Below are 19639 nucleotides of genomic sequence, written 5' to 3'. Positions count from 1 at the left end.
ATGTCATATCAGATCATCGATCACGTCTACGATGTCGTGGTTGTGGGCGCCGGCGGCGCGGGCCTGCGTGCCACCATGGGCTCGGCCGAAAAGGGCCTGAAGACCGCCTGCATCACCAAGGTGTTCCCGACCCGCAGCCACACGGTGGCCGCGCAGGGCGGGATCGCGGCCAGCCTCGGCAACATGGGTCCGGACCACTGGACCTGGCACATGTACGACACGGTGAAGGGCTCCGACTGGCTCGGTGACCAGGACGCGATCGAGTACCTCTGCCGCGAGGCGCCGGCGGCGGTGTACGAGCTGGAGCATGCCGGCCTGCCGTTCAGCCGCACGGACGACGGCCGCATCTACCAGCGCGCCTTCGGCGGGATGACCCAGAACATGGGCGAGGGTCCGGCCGCGCAGCGCACCTGCGCCGCCGCTGATCGCACCGGCCATGCGATGCTCCACACGCTCTACCAGCAGAGCCTGAAGTATGACGCCGACTTCTTCGTGGAATATTTCGCGCTCGACCTGATCATGGTCGATGGCGAGTGCCGCGGCCTGGTGGCGCTGTGCATGGAGGACGGCAGCATCCACCGCTTCCGGTCGCAGGCGGTGGTGCTGGCGACAGGCGGCTACGGCCGCTGCTACTTCTCGGCCACGTCGGCCCATACCTGCACCGGCGACGGCAACGCCATGGTGCTGCGCGCCGGCCTGCCGTTGCAGGACATGGAGTTCGTGCAGTTTCACCCGACCGGCATCTACGGCGCGGGCGTGCTGATCACCGAAGGCGCGCGCGGCGAAGGCGGCTACCTCACCAACTCCGAAGGCGAGCGGTTCATGGAGCGCTATGCTCCGTCGGCCAAGGACCTGGCCAGCCGCGACGTTGTGTCGCGCTCGATGGCGATGGAGATCCGCGAAGGGCGCGGTGTCGGCAAGGAGAAGGACCACATCTTCCTTCACCTCGACCACATTGACCCGAAGATCCTGGGCGAGCGCCTGCCGGGGATCACGGAAACCGCCAAGATCTTCGCCGGCGTCGACCTGACACGCGAACCGATCCCGGTGGTGCCGACCGTCCACTACAACATGGGCGGCATCCCGACGAACTATCATGGCGAGGTCGTCACGCTGAAGGACGGCAATCCGGACGCGGTCGTGCCTGGCCTGTTCGCGGTCGGCGAAGCGGCCTGCGTGTCGGTCCACGGTGCCAATCGCCTCGGCTCCAACAGCCTGATCGACCTGGTGGTGTTCGGGCGTGCGACGGGCCTGCGATTGGGCGAGGTGCTCAAGGGCGGGGCAGCGCAGGCGCTGTTGCCCAAGGACAGCGCCGACCTGTCGCTCGGCCGTCTGGACAAGTTCCGCTACGCCGACGGTGGCACGCCGACCGCGAAGCTGCGCAACGAGATGCAGCGGACCATGCAGGCGGACTGCGCCGTGTTCCGGACCGAGCGCACGCTGGACGAAGGCAAGGAGAAGATCGACGCGGTGTTCCGCGGCATGGGCGACGTGAAGGTCACCGACCGCAGCCTGATCTGGAACACCGACCTCGTGGAGACGCTTGAGCTCGACAACATGCTCTCGCAGGCCGTGGTCACCATGCATTGCGCCGCGAACCGCAAGGAAAGCCGCGGTGCGCACATGCACGAGGACTTCCCCAACCGCGACGACGCGAACTGGATGAAGCACACGATCGCGTGGATGGACGGCTGGGCCGGTGACTTCGGGCGCGGCGTGGCAATCGATTACCGCCCGGTGCACGAGTACACGCTCACCGAGGACATCAGCTACATCAAGCCCAAGGCGCGCGTTTATTGATGGCCGAGACCTACTGGTTGCCAGTGGGTCTCAGCGCATGGGTCGCATTTCTGCTGGTCCGCCGCCGCAAGCTGTGGTTCTCGCTGGCTTCCATCGTCGGCGCCCTGGTTGCCACCGGCACATGGGCGGCTCGCCTGGCGCTCGACGGCGTGCCGATGGCGCAGTGGCGCGAAGGTGGCCTTGACGACTTGTTCTTCCTGTCGGTGATCACCGCGGTCGGCGGCGCCGCGCTCGCCGCCGCGGTGCGGGAGCGCTAGGCGGCTTCGAGCAGCCGTGCGGCCTGGGCACGCGCTTCTTCGGTGACGGCGGCACCGGACAGCATGCGGGCGATCTCCTCCCGCCGTTCATCGGGAGCGAGCTTGCGCACGGTGGTGCGGGTGCCGTCGGCACCGTGGCTCTTCTCGATGCGATAGTGGTGACGGGCCCGGGCGGCCACCTGGGGCGAGTGGGTGACGACCAGCAGCTGGCTGCGCTGGGCAAGGCGGGACAGGCGCTCGCCGATGGCGCTGGCGACGGCGCCGCCGACCCCGCGGTCGATCTCGTCGAAGATCATGGTGGAAGCGCCGCCCGCTTCGGCCAGCGCGACCTTCAGCGCGAGGATGAAGCGCGACAGCTCGCCGCCCGATGCGATGCGCGTGAGCGCGCCGAACGGCGCGCCGGGGTTGGTGGAGACGGTGAACTCGACCCGGTCGCTGCCGCCCGGTCCCGGAACGCCGTCCGACAAGGCGGTGCGGAAGGACGCGGCTTCCAGCTTCAGCGGGGCAAGCTCGGCATTGACGGCCGCATCGAGTCGGGTCGCGGCGGCGCGCCGCTGCTCCGTCAACTCGGCCGCCAGCTGCTCGTAGCGGGCGCGGGCCTGCTCGAGGTCGCGCCCAAGCTCCGCCAGCCGTTCGCCGCCGGCCTCGATCAGCGCCAGCCTGGCCGCCATGTTGGCACCGAGCGCGGCCAAGGCGTCGGGCTCGACCCGGTGCTTGCGGGCGAGTGCGCGAATGTCGAACAGGCGGGTCTCGACCAGCTCCAGCCGCTGCGGATCGAAGGCGAGTTCCTCGGCCGCGCGCCCGATGCGGTCCTCGGCTTCGGCGGTCTCGATCACGGCGCGGTCGATGCCGGCCAGCGCCTCGGCGAGCAGCGGATGGTCGGCCGCGCCGCGCTCGATCCGGCGGGCGGCGGCGCGCAGCAAAGCCAGTGCGCCGTCGGAGCCGCCGAGCAGGTCGTCGAGCCCCTGCAGCGCTTCACCGGCCTTGGCACTGGACTGCATGCCCGCGCGCTGCTCGGCGAGAGCGGTCTCCTCGCCGGGCTCGGGCGCCAGCCGGGCAATCTCTTCGGCGGCGTGGGTCAGGTAGTCGCGGTCGCGCTCGGCCTCGTCAGCGGTCTGGCGGGCGGCGGCGAGGTCGGCTTCGATCCGCTGCACGGCGCTCCAGGCTGCGCTAACCGGGCGCGGGTCGAGCTTGCCGAAGGCGTCGAGCAAGTCGCGGTGGCCGCGCGGGTTCAGCAGGCCACGATCGTCGTGCTGGCCATGGATCTCGACCAGGGTTCCGCCAACCTCGCGCAGCAGCGCGGCGGGCACCGGGGCACCGGCCGCAAAGGCGCGGCTGCCGCCGTCGGCCTTGACCTGGCGCCTGAGAAGGAGGGGTTCGCCGGGCTCCGCCTCGACGCCGCCGTCGTCGAGCACGGCGAGGCCCGGATGGCCGGCGGGTAGGTCGAAGGCAGCGGTGACCGCCGCGGCATCCTGGCCGGAGCGCACCAGCCCGCTATCGGCGCGGGCACCCAGCGCAAGTCCTAGCGCATCCAGCAGGATCGACTTGCCCGCGCCGGTCTCGCCGGTGAGGACGCCGAGACCGTCGCCGAAGTCGAGCTCCAGCCGATCGATCAGCACCACGTCGCGGATGACGAGTTGCCGCAGCACTCCCCGCCCCCGCTCCTTTGCCTAGCTCGCGAAGGCGGTGCGCTGCGGCGCCTTGCGCTGCATCAGCTCGTAGGCGTGCTGGTACCATTGCGTGCCCGGGTAGTTGCGGCCGAGCGTGGCGGCCGCCTTTTGCGCCTCTTCGGGCACACCGAGCGCGAGGTAGCTCTCGGTCAGGCGCATCAGCGCCTCGGGCGTGTGGCTGGTGGTCTGGTACTTGTCGACAACCACGCGGAAGCGAGTCACGGACGCGAGCCATTGACCCGAGCGCTGGTAGAAGCGGCCAACCTCCATCTCCTTGCCGGCGAGATGGTCGTTGATGAGGTCGAGCTTCAGTCGCGCGTCGGACGCATAGCGGCTTTCCGGATAGCGGCGGATCAGCTCGTTGAAGCTGTCGAGCGCCTGTTGCGTCACCTTCTGGTCGCGGCTGACGTCGGCGATCTGGTTGTAATAGCTCATCGCGATCAGATAGCTCGCGTAGGGCGCATCCTTGTTGCCCGGGTGGATGGTCAGGAAGCGCTGCGACGAGCTGACCGCTTCGGGATACTTGCGCGCCATGTAGTAGCTGAATGAGCTCATCAGCTGCGCCCGGCGGGCCCATACGGAATAGGGATGCTGCCGCTCGACCTCGTCGAACAGCTTGGCTGCTTCCTCGTACTGGCTGGTGTCGAGCCGTTCCTTGGCGAGGCCATAAAGCGTGTTCACGTCGCTGGCGACATAGTTGACGTCGCTCTTGGCGCGGTTGCGCGAGCAGCCGGCGGCGGGGAGAATGATCGCGCAGGCGACGAGCGCGGTGGCGACCCGGGAGAGCTTCAGCATGGAGAGCCTTCTAACGCTGGCCAAAGGCAAGGGAAAGCGCCGTTAAGCGGCACGGCAGATGAACCCGTCCTGTCTTGCGTTCAGACAGCCGCGCCGTCGCCCCGCCGCTCGATCCGTTCGCCTTCCTCGCCCTTGAGGAAGCTGTCCGGACGGACGCCGAGCCAGACCAAGATCGGTGAGGAGATGTAGATCGACGAGTAGGTGCCGACGAAGATGCCGAGGAAGATGGCGACCGTCAGGCCGAAGATCACTTCGGGACCGAAGATCATCAGCGCGCCCAGGGCCAGCAGGATGGACAGGGAGGTGACGATGGTCCGGCTGAGCGTCTCGTTCAACGACAGGTTGAGCAGCGGCACTGTCTGCATCTTGCGGTATTTGCGCAGGTTCTCGCGGATGCGATCGTAGATCACCACCGTGTCGTTGAGCGAATAGCCGACAATGGTGAGGATGGCTGCCACCACGTTGAGGTCGACCTGCAGCTGGAACAACGAGAAGAAGCCCAGTGTCATGGAGACGTCGTGGAACAGCGTCACCAGAGCGCCGATGCCGAACTGCCATTCGAAGCGGAACCAGATGAACAGGGCGATGCCGAGCATGGCGAGGCCGATCGCCAGGGCGCCATCGGTGGCGAGCTCCTCCGACACCTTGCCGGACACGGTCTCGACCGAATCGACGCGGCTGCCGGGATACTGCTGGGCCAGCATCTGCCGGACCTTGCTGGCAGCCGCGTTGGCGGCCGCCTCCCCGCCTTCGGGCCGGGGAAGGCGGATCTGGTAGCTGGTCGGGCCGCCCGATTCCTGGATGCTCGCTTCGCCCAGGCCGAGCGAGCCGACGCGGTCACGCAGCTGGTCGACCTCAACGGATTGCGGGAAGGTGGCGCGGACCATCTGGCCGCCGACGAAATCCACGCCGAGGTTGAGGCCGCGCACGCCGACCAGCGCCAGACTGGCCACGGTGGCGATGATCGACAGAATGAGGGCGAGGTTGCGCCACCGCATGAAGTCGATGTTGGTGTTATCGGGAACGAGCTTCAGCAGCCGCATGGGGCCAATCCTCAGATGTGCAGTTCGCGCGGCCGCCGGCGCTTGACCCACAGGGCCACCAGCATGCGAGTGAAGTTGACCGCGGTGAAGACGGAGGTGACGATACCGATGAAGAGCACCACCGCGAAGCCGCGGATCGGGCCGGAGCCGAAGTACCACATCAGCGCCGCGGCGATGGTGTTGGTGATGTTGGCGTCGAAGATGGCGGTGGACGCCTCCTTGTAGCCCGTGTCGAGCGCGTCGAGGATCTTGCGGCCGCGCCGCATTTCCTCGCGGATGCGCTCGTTGATCAGCACGTTGGCGTCGACCGCGGCACCGATGGTCAGCACGAAACCGGCGATCCCGGGCAAGGTCAGCGAAGCGTTGAAGATCGCCATGATGCCGAGGATCATCAGCGCGTTCACGATCAGCGCGGCGGTCGCGTATACGCCAAAGCGGCCGTACGTGATCAGCATGAACAGCACCACCGCCACAACCGCCAGGATGGAGGCGACAATGCCCTTCTGAATGGAGTCACGGCCGAGGTCCGGACCGACGGTACGCTCCTCCACCACGTTGAGCTTAACCGGCAGCTTGCCCGACGCGAGGCTGATCGCCAGCGCGTTGGCGCTTTCGGTGGTGAAGCTGCCGCTAATCGACGCCTGACCACCAAGGATCGGCTCGTCAATCCGTGGCGCGGACAGGACCTTCTCGTCGAGGATGATGGCGAACGGCTTGCCGGTATTCTCCTGCGTCACCCGGGCGAAGCGGCGGGCGCCGGCCGAATTGAACTTGATCGACACGTTGGGAGCGCCGCTCTGCGGGTCGAAGCCCTGGTGCGCTTCGGCCAGCTGTTCGCCCGAGACCATCACCCGGCGCTGCACGGCGATGAAGCCGGTACCATCGGCATATGGCAGCACCTGGCTTCCCGCCGGCGCGCGGCCCTGCGCCAACGCGGCCTGGTCGGCGCTCTGGTCCACCAGCTTGAACTCCAGCCGGGCGGTCTGGCCGATGAGGCTCTTGAGCGCCTCGGGGTCCTGGACGCCGGGGACCTGCACCAGGATACGCTGGGCGCCCTGGTTGATGACCGTCACTTCCTTGGTGCCCGACGGGTCGATGCGGCGGCGGACCACGTCGCGAGCGACGGTGAGCGCGTCCTTCAATGCGGCGGCCGAACCCTGCGCGGTCGGCGTCATCACAACCCGGTTGCCGTCGAACGCCTGAACGTCCCAGGCGCGGGTGCCGGTCAGACCGACCGGCTGAGCCAGGGTGCGCATGCGCTCCACGGCGGTATCGAGCTGGGCGGGATCACGGACCATGAAGCTGATCCGGCCACCGCTGGTCGAGATGTCGCCGATGTCCACCCGCGGGTCGCGGCGCAGCTCGGTGCGGACATTGTCCTCCATGGCGGTGACGCGCTGCTTGGCGGCGTCGGCCACATCGGCCTCCAGCAGCAGCTGGCTGCCGCCGGCCAGGTCGAGCCCGAGGCTGATGCGGCTGTGCGGCAGGAAGGCCGGATAACGGTCCAGCGCCTTTTGCGGCAGCAAGCTGGGCACGGCGAACAGGATGCCGACGAGGATCGTCAGCGAAATCGCCCACACCTTCCAGCGCGCGAAGTCGAGCATGTCAGGCGCGGCCCTGGTCGTTGGCGGGCTTGGCAGCCTCCGTCAGCACCTGGGTGATGGTCGCCTTGACCACCCGCACCTTGACCCCTTGCGCGATCTCCACCTCGGCCTCGCGCTCGTCGATGACGCGGGTGACGCGACCACGAATGCCGCCGCCGGTGATCACCTCGTCGCCCTTCTTGATGGCGGAAACCGCGGCCTGGTGTTCCTTCACCTTCTTTTGCTGAGGACGGATCATCAGCACGTAGAAGATGACGAAAACGAGCAGCCACGGCAGCAGGCCGATCGCGAAGGCGGCCGGGCTGTTGGCGCCCGCGTCGGCGCCCGTCGCGGCGGCGGTGGTGAGGAGAAGGCTCGACATAGAAATGAGCTGATGTCCTTGGGTCGACGTAGGATCATCACGGCGACAAGCGTCCCCCGGACGCTTGCTCGAAGCCGAGATGATGGTCGGAGCGACAGGATTCGAACCTGCGACCCCCACACCCCCAGTGTGATGCGCTACCAGGCTGCGCTACGCTCCGACCCGGCGGGGCATCTAGGCGGGCCGGCGAGCTTAGGCAAGCTATGGGCCGTAATCCGCGCCTGATCGTTGAGGCGGGCATGGCCATCCATCACGAACGAACCGGCGACGGGCCGCCGCTGCTGCTGATCCACGGGCTGGGCGGCAGGATCAGCAGCTGGACGCCGGTGCTGAAGCGGCTGCGGGAGAGGCGGACGCTTATCCTGTTCGATCTTCCGGGCCACGGGCGCTCGCCGGCCGAGGAGGACAGCGGCACCTTCGCCGGGCTGGCGCGGAGCGTGCGGCGGTTCGTCGACGAGCAGGGCCTTGGCGAGGTCGATGTCGCCGGCGAGTCGCTGGGCGGCCGGCTGGTGCTTGAACTGGCCCGGCAGGGGCATGGCGGCCGCTGTGTTGCGCTGGATCCGGGCGGGTTCTGGGAAGGCTGGGAGCGGACCTTCTTCGCCACCACAATCTCGGCCTCCGTGCAGCTCTTGCGGCTGCTGAAGGCGCAGATTCCCGCACTGGCCGGCAATGCGGTCAGTCGCACCGCCCTGCTGGCGCAATTGTCGGCGCGGCCGTGGGCGCTCGACGGCGGGACGGTGGCGGAGGAACTGACCAGCTACGCGAGCACCGCGACGTTCGACGCGCTGGTGCGGGACCTGTCGACCGGGCCGATGCAGACCGGGCCGGCGGCCGCACAGTCCGGCGAGGTGGTGATCGGCTGGGGCCGGCACGACCGCCTGTGCCTGCCCGGCCAGGCGGCGCGGGCGCAGGCGGCGTTCCCATCGGCGCGAATGGTGTGGTTCGAGCATAGCGGTCACTTCCCGATCTGGGACGAGCCGGACAAGGTCGTGCGGGTGATCCTGGGCGAGGACTGACGCTCGCCGCCGTTGCCGGGCGCGCCACCTCTGCTAGCCTTGCCCCATGGCTCGTCGCCGCCGTCGTTCTCGTGTCACCTGGCCGCGCCGGCTGTTGCTGGCGATGCTAGCCGTGCCGGCGTTGTACCTGCTGGCTGCGCTGGTCGGGTCGCTGGTCCCGCTGAATGGCGCTTGGACGGAGCCGGCGCGGGGTACCACCGTCTACCTGCGCAGCAACGGGGTGCATGTCGACATCGTCATGCCGGCGGTGGCGCAGGGGCTGGACTGGCGATCCTACTTCCCGCGCCGGGACTTCGCCGATGCTCCGGCGAACCCCAAGTGGTTCGGCTTTGGCGCGGGCGAGCGGCGGGTGTTCCTGGAGACGGCGAGTTGGGCCGACCTGACGCCACGCGCGGCCTGGGGCGCAGTGGCCGGAGGCGAGCGCATCATACACGTCGACCGAACGGCGGAGCCGGGTGCCGACCTGTTCGCCATCCGCCTGCGGCCGGAGGAGTACCGGCGGCTGTGGGCGGCAGTGCGGGCGCAGCTGGCGCTGTCGCCGGAGGGCCGGCCACTGCGGATTGATCATCCAGGCTATGGTCCGGATGATGCCTTCTACTTGAGTCGAGGCCGGGCGAGCGCGCTCAACACCTGCAACAACTGGGTGGCCGACAAGCTGCGGCTGGCCGGGGTGGAGGTGAGCGCCTGGTCGCCGTTCGCGCAGGGGCTGACCTGGCGGTATCGGAAGGTGGAGCGCTAGAGCACGTAGCGCGACAGGTCGGTGTCGCGGGCGATGCTGCTGAGCTGTTGGTCGACAAAGGCGGCGTCGACGCTGAGGGACTCGCCGCGGCGATCCTCGGCCTCGAAGCTGACCGTCTCCAGCAGCTTTTCCATTACCGTCTGCAGGCGGCGGGCGCCGATGTTCTCGACGGCCTCGTTCACTTCCGCGGCCACCCGGGCGAGGGCACGGATGCCGTCATCGGCGAAGTCGACCTGCACCTCCTCGGTCTTGAGTAGGGCGCGATATTGCTCGGTCAGGCTGGCGCGGGTGTCCGTCAGGATGCGGACGAAATCCTCCTCGGTCAGCGCCTTCAACTCGACGCGGATCGGCAGGCGGCCCTGCAACTCGGGCAGCAGGTCGGCCGGCTTGGCGACGTGAAACGCGCCGGACGCGATGAACAGGATGTGGTCGGTCTTGAGCGGGCCGTACTTAGTGGCGACCGTGGTGCCTTCGATCAGCGGCAGGAGGTCGCGCTGGACGCCCTCGCGACTGACGGAGCCGCCGCGCACGTCGCTGGCGGCGATCTTGTCGATCTCGTCTAGGAAGACGATGCCGTTCGCCTCCGCGTCCGCCAACGCCACCCGGTTCACGTCATCCTGGTCGAGGCGCTTGTCGGCCTCTTCTTCGACCAACTTCTCGAACGCGGCCGGGACCTTGAGCTTGCGGCGCTTCTTGGGCGCACCGCCCATCGCCTTGCTCATCATTTCGCTGAGATTGATCATGCCCATGCCGCCGGCGCCGGGCAGCTCGAACGGCATGTTCGGCGCTTCGGCGACTTCGATCTCGACCTCGGCGCTATCCAGCGAGCCGTCGGCGAAACGCTGGCGAAAGCTGGCGCGGGTGGCTTCCGACGAGCCCTTGCCGGTCAGGGCGTCGAGCAGCCGGTCCATCGCCGCCTCCTCCGCGGCGGTGCGGACTCGCTCGCGGCGGCGCTCCTTTTCCAGGCGCACGGCTTCCTCGACCAGGTCGCGGGCGATCTGCTCGACGTCGCGGCCGACGTAGCCGACCTCGGTGAACTTGGTCGCCTCGACCTTCACGAACGGCGCGTCGGCGAGCTTGGCCAGCCGGCGGCTGATCTCCGTCTTGCCGCAGCCGGTCGGCCCGATCATCAGGATGTTCTTGGGCGTGACCTCGTCGCGCAGCTCGGGGCTGAGCTGCTGCCGGCGCCAGCGGTTGCGCAGGGCGACAGCGACCGCGCGCTTGGCGTCGGCCTGGCCGATGATGTGCTCGTCCAGGGCCGCGACGATGGCCTTGGGGGTCAGATTGTCGTTCATGAAAGTCCTAGATGGTCTCGACCGTCAGCCGGTCATTGGTGAACACGCAGACCTCGGCGGCGATAGCCATGGCCCGGCGGGCGAGCTTCTCGGGATCGGGCTCGTAGTCGGCGAGCGCCTTGGCCGCGGCGAGCGCGTAGTTGCCGCCCGAGCCGATGGCGGCGATGCCCGCCTCGGGCTCCAGCACGTCCCCGTTGCCGGTGAGGATCAGCATGACCTCAGCGTCGGCGACGATCATCAGCGCTTCCAGATTGCGGAGGTACTTGTCGGTGCGCCAGTCTTTGGCGAGCTCCACCGCCGCGCGCATCAGCTGGCCGTGGTGCGTCTCGAGCTTCTTCTCCAGCCGCTCGAACAGGGTGAACGCATCGGCAGTGGCCCCGGCGAACCCGCCGATGACCTTGCCGTCCTTGCCGATGCGGCGGACCTTGCGGGCGTTCGGTTTCATCACCGTGTTGCCCATGCTGACCTGGCCGTCGCCGGCGATCACCGTGCGGCCGTCCTTCTTCACGCCCAGGATCGTCGTCCCGTGCCACTGCTCCAATTGGGTGTCCCTTCCGCTTTATTCTGAGGCGGAGGTGGGAAGCGCGGTGGCCGAGCGCAAGAAAGTCACCGCATCCTCCAGCACCGGCAGCCGCGAGCGGAAGGGGCGTGACAGGGCAATGAGCGGATCGACGTGGTTGGCCTGCGGGTAGATGTTGAGCACGACTGGGGCGCCTAGCGCCTCCAGCCTGGCGGCGAGCACGCGGCTGTTCTTGGCATAGACCAGCCGGTCGGACTGCCCGTGCAGCAGCAGAATGGGCGGGGCGTCGGCGCGGACGTGGGTAATCGGCTGAGTCTCGACCGGGTCGGGCCAATGGGCGAAGGCGGCACGGCCGCGATACTCGCGGAACGGGGCGAAGTCGTAGGGGCCGCTGATCAGCGCAGCGCCCTTGATCGTGTCGGCCGGCAGGTGGACGCCGTCGAGCCACCGGGTATCGAGCGCCAGCATGGCGCCGATGTAGGCGCCGGCACTGTGGCCGGACAGCGCGATCCGGTCCGGGTTGCCGCCATGTCCCGCGATGTTCTTTACCACCCAGCGCAGCGCTAGCGCGGCGTCCCACAGGAAGCCGGGATAGCGGACGGCGGGCGCAAGCCGGTAGTCGGGAACGATCGACAGGAACCCAGCCTCGGCAAAGGCGGCGGCGGCGAAGCCGTAGTCGGCGCGGTGGCCGGAGTGCCAGCCGCCACCGTAGAAGAACACGACAACCGGCCAACCGCCTTCGGGCTCGGCCAGCTTGGACGGCGGCGCCCAAATGTCGAGCAGGTGGCGGTCGTGCGAGCCGTAGCGCACGCCGCCGCCGACAAGCCGCGCACCGCCCCGGGCGCCGAGCAGTCGGTCGGCCCGGTTGAGCATGGTCACCGGGCTCCAGCCGCGGGTCTCCAGCACCTCCGCCAGGCGGGTCGGCAGGCTCTTGGGCTTGGACTTGCCCGGACGCTTGCCCATCAGGCGGGCACGGCCCCGCGCAGGGCGCGGCGACCGCGCCGGTCGCGCCAGCGGCGGCGGATCGGCTCGAACAGGCTGCGGCGGGTCATGCCCTCGAACATGGCCTGCGGGCTCTTGGGGTCAAGCAGTTCGCGATCGGCGATGAAGGCGGCGGCGTCGGAGGGCCGGGCGACCGGCAGCAGCGCCAGGGTGCGGCCTGGCCGCCGCAGCGCCTCAATGGTGGCGAGCAGGGAGCCGGTGCGCTCGAACTCGGCCGCGACCTCCGCCTGCGTGGCCCCGAGATGCTCGGCGAGCAGGCGCGTGCGCAGAGCGGCGATGGCGGCGACCTGCTCGGGGCGGTCGGCCTGCACCGCCAGGTCGCACTCGCTGTCGAGGCCGAGGCTGCGGTTGTTCATGTTGGACGACCCGACGCGCAGGATGCGGTCATCGACGATCATCAGCTTGGCATGGACGTAGATGTCCTGTCCGCCGCGCGTCTTGGGCGTGAAGATACGAAAGCGGTTGCCGGGATCGCGTCGGCCGATCAGCTGGGCGAGCCGCACGCGCGTCGCATCCATCGCCATCTGCTCCAGCCAGCCGTCAGCCTTCAAGGGACCGACCAGCGCGATCTCGGGTGGGTTCGGCGCCTCCAGCCGGCGGATGATCGCGGCGGCGATGACGGGCGAGGTGAAATACTGGTTTTCGGCGTAGATGAAGCGCTCGGAACGCTCGATCATGTCGACGAACAGCGCCTCCACCTCCTTGACGGCCGGCCAGTCGGCGTAGGCGGCGGCATTGCGGGCGACCGCCACGTCGACATGCTGGAAGGTGGGCTTGAGCCCTTCCGGCCAGATGCAGTCGGCGTCCTCGATCGCCGCAAGCTGCTTGCCGGTGGCACGGCGCCAGCGGTCGCGGGCAATGGCGCTGATCGCGACGGCAGCGTCGCCGTCGACCGCCATCGTCGCGTCATGCCAGGGACCGTAGCGGCTGCCATTCGGGCGGGTCCGGTTGGGGTCGTCGTCGGCGTGCGCCGGGCGGTCCCAACGGTCGCCGGTCATATCGATCCCGCCGCATATCGCGAAGCAATCGTCGATCACCACGATCTTCTGGTGGTGGCTGCAGCCGGTCGGATGGGCGTGGTCGAGCCGGAACCGGATCGCCTTCTGCGCCGCCAACCGCGCCAGCCAGCCCAGCGCCCGGCCGCGAAACAGCATCTTCATCGCGCCCACGTCCCACTTGAGGATCAGGATGGGCACGTCGGGCTTGGTGTCGGCGAGGTGCAGCAGGAAGTCGCCGAGGCTTTCGTCGGCGTTGGCGTGCTCGGTCCGGTCGAGCTTGATGCGCGGGTCGAAGTCCCAGCCGATAATGAGTATGCGGTGCTTGGCCTGAAGCATGGCCTGGCGGATCACGCGGTAGTAATCGCACGCGTCGATAATCACCGCGGCATTGTCCGCGTGCGCCATTCCCCAGCAATTCCGTCCAGGCTCAAACAACGCCATTCACCAGTCCCCTGTCGTCCTTCGTGGAAAAAGGCCGGGAAGTCCGGTTCGTTCCGTGGGTGAAACCTAGCGGCGGTCGAGCCAGCCCGGTGCGGCGGTGCCGGGCTCCGCTGCGGTGGCGCGGGCGGCCTGAACCGGGTTGCGGCCTGGCCAGGCGGTAATGGCGATGGCAACGGCGAGAACGGCGAGGCCGAGCATCAGCAGGGCGAAGGGCACGATGCCGAGCAGTGGCCGGCCCTGGCCATGATCTTCCGAATCGAGTTGCGACGGACGTGCGGTGAGTTGTCGTCCCGGCGCGCGGCGCGAGCGGCGCTGGGGGATATAATCCTCCGCCCGAGTCCAGCTCCTCCGGCCGGGCCGCGGCGGCATCAGCTCGTCACCCTTCTTCATGCCTGGCCCATGTGGGGTCGCCTCCCACCCCGCTCAACGCCCGGAATGACGGTTGGACGCACGGCCTGTCTCAAAGACCGTAGTTCATCGCAGCGGACGCTTGTCGAGCTTCCGTGCCAGGGTGCGGCGGTGCATGCCGAGCCGCCGCGCGGTTTCGGAGATGTTGAAGCCGGTGTCGGCGAGCGTCTGATTAATCCGCTCCCATTCCCAGGTCTTGATCGAGCTCTGGCGGTCGCCGATCGGGACCTCGGCGTCGCCCGCCGCCTTGCCGAAGGCCGCCTCGATATCATCGGTATTGGACGGCTTGGGCAGGTAGTGGGAGGCGCCCAGCTTGATCGCCTCAACGGCTGTGGCGATGCTGGCATAGCCGGTCAGGACTACGATCCGCATCGCCGGATCACGCTCGTGCAGGGTGGCGACGCAAGGCAGGCCGGAATCGCCGTCCAGCTTGAGATCAACTACGGCATAGTCGGGAGCGCCCTCAGCGAGCAGGCCGTCGAGCTCAGCCGCGGAGCGGGCCACGCGTACGGTGTAGCCGCGCCGTTCAAACGAGCGGCTGAGCGTGCGGGCGAACGCCTCGTCATCCTCCACGATCACGAGCCGCCTTGGCTCAGGCTCCATGCTTGTTCTCCGCGGTCGAGGTCAGCGGCAGCAGCAGGCGCACCGCCGCGCCACCGGTGGAGCGGTTCTCCGCTTCCAGGGTTCCACCGAGCCGCCGGGCGACATTGGCGACGAGGAACAGGCCAAGGCCGTGGCCGGCGCCCTTGCTCGACTGGTAGAGCTGGCCGATGCGGGCGAGCTGGCCGGGCGCAAAGCCGGGGCCACGGTCGCCGACGGCGATCACGAGTGAACTGTCCTCGACGTCGGCGGTGAGGTCGACGCCGCCCGGCGAGGCTTCGCCGGCGTTTTCGAGCAGGTTCCACACCGCCTGGCGGAGCGCCGGCTCAGCCGCGATCCGGGCGGTGCCGCCGACGTTGGCCGAGTAGCCAAGCGGAATATCCGGGTGAACCACCCGCCATTCCTCGACGATGCCGTCGAGAAGGTGATGCACCGCCTCGGAGCCCATTGCCTCGCCCCGTGCCGTGCCGGCGGAGTGGAGGATGTTCGACACGATCTCCTTGCAGCGAGCCACCTCCGCCTGCGCATCGGCCAGTTCCTCGCGCAGGTCGGGGTCGCCGGCCAGCGCGGGAGTGCGCTGCCAGTCGGAAATGAGGACGGACAGGGTGGACAATGGCGTGCCGAGCTCGTGCGCCGCGCCGCTGGCGAACAGGCCCATGCGCACGATGCTGTCCTCTTCGACCGCGCGCTGGCGCAGCTGCGCGACATAGTGGTCGCGTGAGCGCAGGTTGCGGCTGATGCGGGTGATGAACAGCATCAGCAGCACGGCGACCAGCGCGAAGCTGATCGCCTGTCCGATCAGCTGGAGGTTGGCCTCGAAGTCCCACAGCCGCGGCGGGTAGCGCAGCGGCAGGTGGCGAATGCTGAGGAAGACGAAGCAGGCCGCAGCGGCGGCCGCGAGCAGCCAGGCCGAGCTTCGCGCCAGCAGGATGGCGCCGAGCACCACCTGCAACAGGTAGAGGGAGATAAACGGGTTGGTGGCTCCGCCGCTCAAGTAGAGCTGGACGGTCAGCGCGGCCATGTCGAGCAGCAGCGCCAGCAGCAGTTCAATGGGTGCGACCCAGTCGCGGCGAAGGGTGGCGGTGAACAGCAGGTTGGCGGCCGCCAACACCGCGACGACCACCAGCATGGGGGCGAGCGGCAGGTCGACGCCGAGGCCGAAGTGGGCGAGCAGGATGGCGACAAGCTGCCCGCCGACCGCGAGCCAGCGCAACTGGATCAGCTGGCGCATGTTCTCGGCCGCGGCATCGCGGGCCGGCGCGGGCGCGTCGGCCGGACCGCGGGTAAGGGCGAGTAAAGGGCGCTCCATCAGCCTCGCTTGTGCGCCGGACGGAGCAGCAGGACCAGCCCGACCAAGGACAGTGCCGCCAGCCCGAACCAGGTCAGGGCGTAGAGGAGATGCGTGTTGCGGAACTGGATGACGGTGAGGCCGCCGCGCGGCCAGCCGCCCGGATTACGCGTAGCATCCGCGTCGACAAAGAAGGGGAGGACCGGTCCAAGTCCACGCCTGCGAGCGATCGCGGCAACGTCGCGGGAGTACCACAGATCCTGCGCCGGCTTGTTCGGACGAAGGAAGCGGCCGTTCGGTTCGGACAGGCGCAGGAGGCCGGTCACGGTGACCGGGCCGGTCGGGCGATCCGCCCTCCCCTTCTGGTCGCGCGGCAGGAAGCCGCGATTGATGAGGACGGTGGAGTCTGCCGTCCGCATCGGCGTCAGTACCCAGTAGCCCGCGCCGAGCTCCGTCAGCGCGTCGACCAGCGTCGTTCGGTCGTGCGCGAAGGTGCCGGTGACGCTGACGTGGCGGTATTCCGCCTCCCGCGGATTGCTCCAGCCGGACCAGGTCGGTGCCGGTCCAAGTGGCACGGGCGGCGCATGCACCCGCTGGTTGACCCGGGCGATCAGGTCGAGCTTCCACGCCCGCCGCTCAACCTGCCAGGTGCCAAGGCCGGTGAAGAGCACCAGCCCGAGCAGGCACAGGGCAAGGAGCAGCCAGCGCTTGCCCCGCCCCGTGCCCGCGTCGCTCACGGGGTACCGCTGACCTGGCCGGTCGGCATGCCGGGCATCATGTTGGTATTGAGGTGGTACATGATCCACACGGAGCCGGCGATGGTGATGAACACGATCACGCCGGTGAACACGTAGGCAACTAGCGTCCAGCCGCCTTCCGACGACGTGTTGACGTGGAGGAAGCAGACGGTGTGGACCAGGATCTGCGCAATGGCGAGGCCGATTACCAGCGCGGCCGTGGCGCCGGGCTGCAGCGCGCCGGTCATCACCAGCCAGAACGGGATGGCGGTCAGGACCGCCGACAGCAGGAAGCCGACCACATAGCTGCGCATGGTGCCGTGGCCATGGGTGTCGCCATGGCTGTGGACGTCGTGGTCGACCGGGTGGTCGGAAGCGCTCATCGGATGGTTCCCAGCAGGTAGACGAAGGTGAACACGCCGATCCAGATCACGTCCAGAAAATGCCAGAACATGCTCAGGCACATCAGCCGGCGCTTGTTCTCGACGTGGAGGCCGCGTTGCTGGAGCTGGACGAGCATGACCAGGATCCAGACGATGCCGAGCGTGACGTGCAGCCCGTGGGTGCTCACCAGGGTGAAGAAGGCGGACAGGAAGCCGCTGCGCTGCGGCGTGGCGCCTTCCGCGATGAGGTTGGCGAACTCGTAGAGCTCCACGCCGACGAAGGCGGCGCCGAGCAGGCCGGTGACCAGCATCCACAGCTGCACGGTGCGGACCTTGCCGCCTTCCATCGCCAGCATCGCGAAGCCGAACGTAATGGACGACACCAGCAGGATGGCGGTGTTTAGCGCCACCAGCGGCAGCTCGAAAATCTCCCGCGGGGTCGGGCCACCGGCGTAGCTTGTGCTCAGCACGCCAAAGGTCGCGAACAGCCCGGCGAAGATGAGCGCGTCGCTCATCAGGTAAATCCAGAAGCCGAGCATGGTCGGGCTGCCGTGCCCGTGGCCGTGCTCGTCCTCCATCAGGTGGAAGGTCGGGCTGGCCGCGGCCTCGTTCCGCGATTGCTGGTCGAGCTTGTCGGCCATTACTTCGCTCCTGCCGGCTCGAGGGCCGGGCCGTGGTCGGGTCGTGGCTCGGGCGGCGGTGGCGGCCGGTGCCCGGCTTCGATCCGCTCCACCTCCTCGGCCGGGATGTAGTAATCGCGGTCGTAGTTGAAGGTGTGGCCGATCGCGACCACCAGCAGGCCGAGGAAGGCCAGCGCGGCGAGCCACCACATGTACCAGATCATGGCAAAGCCGAGCACCGCGGCCAGGCCGGACAGGATCACGCCTGCCCCGGTGTTGCGCGGCATGTGGATCGGCTTGAAGCCGCCCGAAGGCCGCTCGTAGCCGCGGCACTTCATGTCGTACCAGGCGTCGAGGTCATGGACCACGGGCGTGAACGCGAAGTTGTAGGCCGGGGGCGGCGAGGTGGTCGACCATTCCAGCGTGCGGCCGTCCCACGGATCGTTGCCGACCTTCAGCTTCTCACGGTCACGAATGCTGACCACGAAGCCGATCAGGAAGCCAATGATACCGATCAGGATGATGACCGCACCGATCGCCGCGATGACGAAGTAGGGCTGCAGCGTGGGGTCCTCCAGGTAGCGCATGCGCCGCGTGGTGCCCATCAGGCCGACGATGTAGATCGGCGTCCAGGCGACCCAGTAGCCGATCACCCAGCCCCAGAAGTGGACCTTGCCCCAGAACTCGTTGAGCTTGAAGCCGAAGGCCTTGGGGAACCAGTATTCGATGCCGGCGAACAGGCCGAACACGACGCCGCCGATGATCACGTTATGGAAGTGCGCGACCAGGAACAGCGAGTTGTGGAGCACGAAGTCGGCCGGCGGAACGGCCAGGAGCACGCCCGTCATGCCGCCAACCACGAAGGTCAGCATGAAAGCCACCACCCACATCATCGGCAGGTCGAACCGGATGGAGCCCCGGTACATGGTGAACAGCCAGTTGAAGATCTTCGCACCGGTCGGGATCGAGATCACCATGGTGGCGATGCCGAAGAAGCTGTTGACGGATGCGCCCGACCCCATGGTGAAGAAGTGGTGCAGCCAGACGAGGTAGCTGAGGATGGTGATGACCACGGTCGCGTAGACCATCGACGAATAGCCGAAGAGCCGCTTGCCGGTGAAGGTCGACGTCACCTCCGAATAGATGCCGAACACCGGCAGGATCAGGACGTAGACCTCCGGGTGACCCCAGATCCAGACCAGGTTCCAGTACATCATCGGGTTGCCACCAAGGTCATTGGTGAAGAAGTTGAAGCCGAGATAGCGGTCCAGCATCAGCATGGCGAAGGCGGCGGTGAGGATCGGGAAAATCGCGACCGCCAGCACCTGGCTGCACAGCGCGGTCCAGCAGAACACCGGCATCTTCATCATGGTCATGCCGGGCGCCCGCATCTTGATGATGGTGGTCACCATGTTGATGGCGGACAGACTTGTCCCGACGCCCGCTATCTGCAGCGCCCACAGGTAATAGTCGGGCCCGACGCCGGGCGAGTTCTGGAGGTTGGAGACCGGCACGTAGTTGAGCCAGCCGGCGGTCGAGAACTCACCGATGAACAGGGACGCCATCACCAGCGCCGCGCCGGCCGCGGTCAGCCAGAAGCTCAGCGAATTAAGATAAGGAAAGGCGACGTCGCGCGCGCCGATCTGCAGCGGCATGACGAAGTTGATGATGCCGGACACCAACGGGATCGCCACGAAGAAGATCATGATGGTGCCGTGGGCGGTGAACACCTGGTCGAAGTGGTGCGCGGGCAGATAGCCCTCGTTGCCGAACGCAATCGCCTGCTGCGCCCGCATCATCAACGCGTCGGCAAAGCCCCTCAGCAACATGATCGTGCCGAGGATGATGTACATGATGCCGATTTTCTTGTGGTCCACGGTGGTGAACCACTCGCGCCACAGCCAGCCCCATAGCTTGAACTTGGTAATGGCGCCCACGACGCCGAGGCCGCCCAGGGCCACCACAGCGAAGGTGCCGAGCAGGATCGGCTCGTGAATCGGGAACGACTCCAAGGTGAGCCGGCCGAAGATGATCTTGGCAATGTGTTCGATGGTCACGGGAA

General features: G+C 68.0%; 20 protein-coding genes and 1 tRNA gene. 4 read left to right on the top strand and 17 right to left on the bottom strand.

What is annotated here, in order from left to right; genetic code table 11:
- The gene (sdhA, locus tag OMW55_RS00840; RefSeq protein ID WP_264880113.1) at positions 1 to 1800 is read left to right on the top strand and encodes a succinate dehydrogenase flavoprotein subunit; all 1800 of its coding nucleotides are present in this window, start codon (positions 1 to 3) and stop codon (positions 1798 to 1800) included.
- Entirely contained in the window at positions 1800 to 2057 is a 258-nt protein-coding gene (locus tag OMW55_RS00835; RefSeq protein ID WP_264880112.1) for a hypothetical protein, read from the top strand. Before sdhA ends, OMW55_RS00835 begins: the two co-directional genes overlap by 1 nt.
- On the opposite strand, the gene recN is transcribed toward OMW55_RS00835, so the two are convergent.
- The 6 genes from recN to OMW55_RS00805 all read right to left on the bottom strand — a co-directional run bounded on the left by recN (position 2054) and on the right by OMW55_RS00805 (position 7690).
- Positions 2054 to 3706 (bottom strand): DNA repair protein RecN, encoded by a 1653-nt coding sequence (gene recN / locus OMW55_RS00830; RefSeq protein WP_264880111.1) that lies wholly within the window; start codon positions 3704 to 3706, stop codon positions 2054 to 2056. The genes OMW55_RS00835 and recN overlap by 4 nt on opposite strands.
- 21 nt (positions 3707 to 3727) lie before the next feature.
- Positions 3728 to 4522, bottom strand: coding sequence for an outer membrane protein assembly factor BamD (locus tag OMW55_RS00825; protein WP_264880110.1), 795 nt, complete (start codon positions 4520 to 4522; stop codon positions 3728 to 3730).
- Between the two features lie 80 nt (positions 4523 to 4602).
- Positions 4603 to 5565, bottom strand: a complete 963-nt coding sequence (secF, locus tag OMW55_RS00820) for a protein translocase subunit SecF (protein ID WP_264880109.1) — start codon at positions 5563 to 5565, stop codon at positions 4603 to 4605.
- Positions 5566 to 5576: 11 nt separating this feature from the next.
- Positions 5577 to 7169 carry a protein translocase subunit SecD gene (gene secD / locus OMW55_RS00815; protein WP_264880108.1) on the bottom strand — a complete coding sequence of 531 codons (1593 nt, stop codon included), beginning with the start codon at positions 7167 to 7169 and terminating at the stop codon, positions 5577 to 5579.
- Between the two features lies 1 nt (position 7170).
- Entirely contained in the window at positions 7171 to 7530 is a 360-nt protein-coding gene (gene yajC / locus OMW55_RS00810) for a preprotein translocase subunit YajC (protein ID WP_264880107.1), read from the bottom strand.
- Between the two features lie 83 nt (positions 7531 to 7613).
- Positions 7614 to 7690 (bottom strand) — tRNA-Pro (locus OMW55_RS00805).
- A 43-nt stretch (positions 7691 to 7733) separates the two neighbouring features.
- On the opposite strand from OMW55_RS00805, the gene OMW55_RS00800 reads away from it, so the two are divergent.
- Both OMW55_RS00800 and OMW55_RS00795 read left to right on the top strand, forming a co-directional pair.
- Positions 7734 to 8546, top strand: a complete 813-nt coding sequence (locus OMW55_RS00800; RefSeq protein ID WP_264880106.1) for an alpha/beta fold hydrolase — start codon at positions 7734 to 7736, stop codon at positions 8544 to 8546.
- A gap of 46 nt (positions 8547 to 8592) precedes the next feature.
- Positions 8593 to 9285, top strand: a complete 693-nt coding sequence (locus OMW55_RS00795; protein ID WP_264880105.1) for a TIGR02117 family protein — start codon at positions 8593 to 8595, stop codon at positions 9283 to 9285.
- On the opposite strand, the gene hslU is transcribed toward OMW55_RS00795, so the two are convergent.
- The 11 genes from hslU to cyoB all read right to left on the bottom strand — a co-directional run bounded on the left by hslU (position 9282) and on the right by cyoB (position 19634).
- Positions 9282 to 10580 (bottom strand): ATP-dependent protease ATPase subunit HslU, encoded by a 1299-nt coding sequence (hslU, locus tag OMW55_RS00790; RefSeq protein WP_264880104.1) that lies wholly within the window; start codon positions 10578 to 10580, stop codon positions 9282 to 9284. The genes OMW55_RS00795 and hslU overlap by 4 nt on opposite strands.
- A gap of 7 nt (positions 10581 to 10587) precedes the next feature.
- Positions 10588 to 11121 carry an ATP-dependent protease subunit HslV gene (gene hslV, locus OMW55_RS00785; RefSeq protein ID WP_264880103.1) on the bottom strand — a complete coding sequence of 178 codons (534 nt, stop codon included), beginning with the start codon at positions 11119 to 11121 and terminating at the stop codon, positions 10588 to 10590.
- Between the two features lie 18 nt (positions 11122 to 11139).
- Complete coding sequence (locus tag OMW55_RS00780; RefSeq protein ID WP_264880102.1) at positions 11140 to 12063, bottom strand: alpha/beta hydrolase; 924 nt, start codon at positions 12061 to 12063, stop codon at positions 11140 to 11142.
- Positions 12063 to 13505: a phospholipase D-like domain-containing protein gene (locus tag OMW55_RS00775; protein WP_264880101.1), complete on the bottom strand. Its 1443-nt coding sequence runs from the start codon at positions 13503 to 13505 to the stop codon at positions 12063 to 12065. Before OMW55_RS00775 ends, OMW55_RS00780 begins: the two co-directional genes overlap by 1 nt.
- A 102-nt stretch (positions 13506 to 13607) precedes the next feature.
- Positions 13608 to 13931, bottom strand: a complete 324-nt coding sequence (locus OMW55_RS00770; RefSeq protein ID WP_264880100.1) for a hypothetical protein — start codon at positions 13929 to 13931, stop codon at positions 13608 to 13610.
- 84 nt (positions 13932 to 14015) lie between these two features.
- Positions 14016 to 14552 carry a response regulator transcription factor gene (locus OMW55_RS00765; RefSeq protein WP_264880099.1) on the bottom strand — a complete coding sequence of 179 codons (537 nt, stop codon included), beginning with the start codon at positions 14550 to 14552 and terminating at the stop codon, positions 14016 to 14018.
- Positions 14542 to 15858, bottom strand: a complete 1317-nt coding sequence (locus OMW55_RS00760) for an ATP-binding protein (protein WP_264880098.1) — start codon at positions 15856 to 15858, stop codon at positions 14542 to 14544. The genes OMW55_RS00765 and OMW55_RS00760 overlap by 11 nt, the downstream gene beginning before the upstream one ends.
- Complete coding sequence (locus OMW55_RS00755) at positions 15858 to 16574, bottom strand: SURF1 family protein (protein ID WP_264880097.1); 717 nt, start codon at positions 16572 to 16574, stop codon at positions 15858 to 15860. The genes OMW55_RS00760 and OMW55_RS00755 overlap by 1 nt, the downstream gene beginning before the upstream one ends.
- On the bottom strand, positions 16571 to 16957 hold the full coding sequence (cyoD, locus tag OMW55_RS00750; protein WP_264880096.1) for a cytochrome o ubiquinol oxidase subunit IV: 387 nt from the start codon (positions 16955 to 16957) through the stop codon (positions 16571 to 16573). The genes OMW55_RS00755 and cyoD overlap by 4 nt, the downstream gene beginning before the upstream one ends.
- On the bottom strand, positions 16954 to 17598 hold the full coding sequence (gene cyoC, locus OMW55_RS00745) for a cytochrome o ubiquinol oxidase subunit III (protein WP_264880095.1): 645 nt from the start codon (positions 17596 to 17598) through the stop codon (positions 16954 to 16956). The genes cyoD and cyoC overlap by 4 nt, the downstream gene beginning before the upstream one ends.
- Complete coding sequence (gene cyoB / locus OMW55_RS00740; RefSeq protein ID WP_407822041.1) at positions 17598 to 19634, bottom strand: cytochrome o ubiquinol oxidase subunit I; 2037 nt, start codon at positions 19632 to 19634, stop codon at positions 17598 to 17600. The genes cyoC and cyoB overlap by 1 nt, the downstream gene beginning before the upstream one ends.
- Between the last annotated feature and the right edge of the window lie 5 nt (positions 19635 to 19639).

It is taken from the genome of Sphingomonas arvum, assembly GCF_026013565.1.
GTDB lineage: Bacteria > Pseudomonadota > Alphaproteobacteria > Sphingomonadales > Sphingomonadaceae > Sphingomicrobium > Sphingomicrobium arvum.
This window is presented reverse-complemented; position numbering and strand designations above follow the sequence as displayed.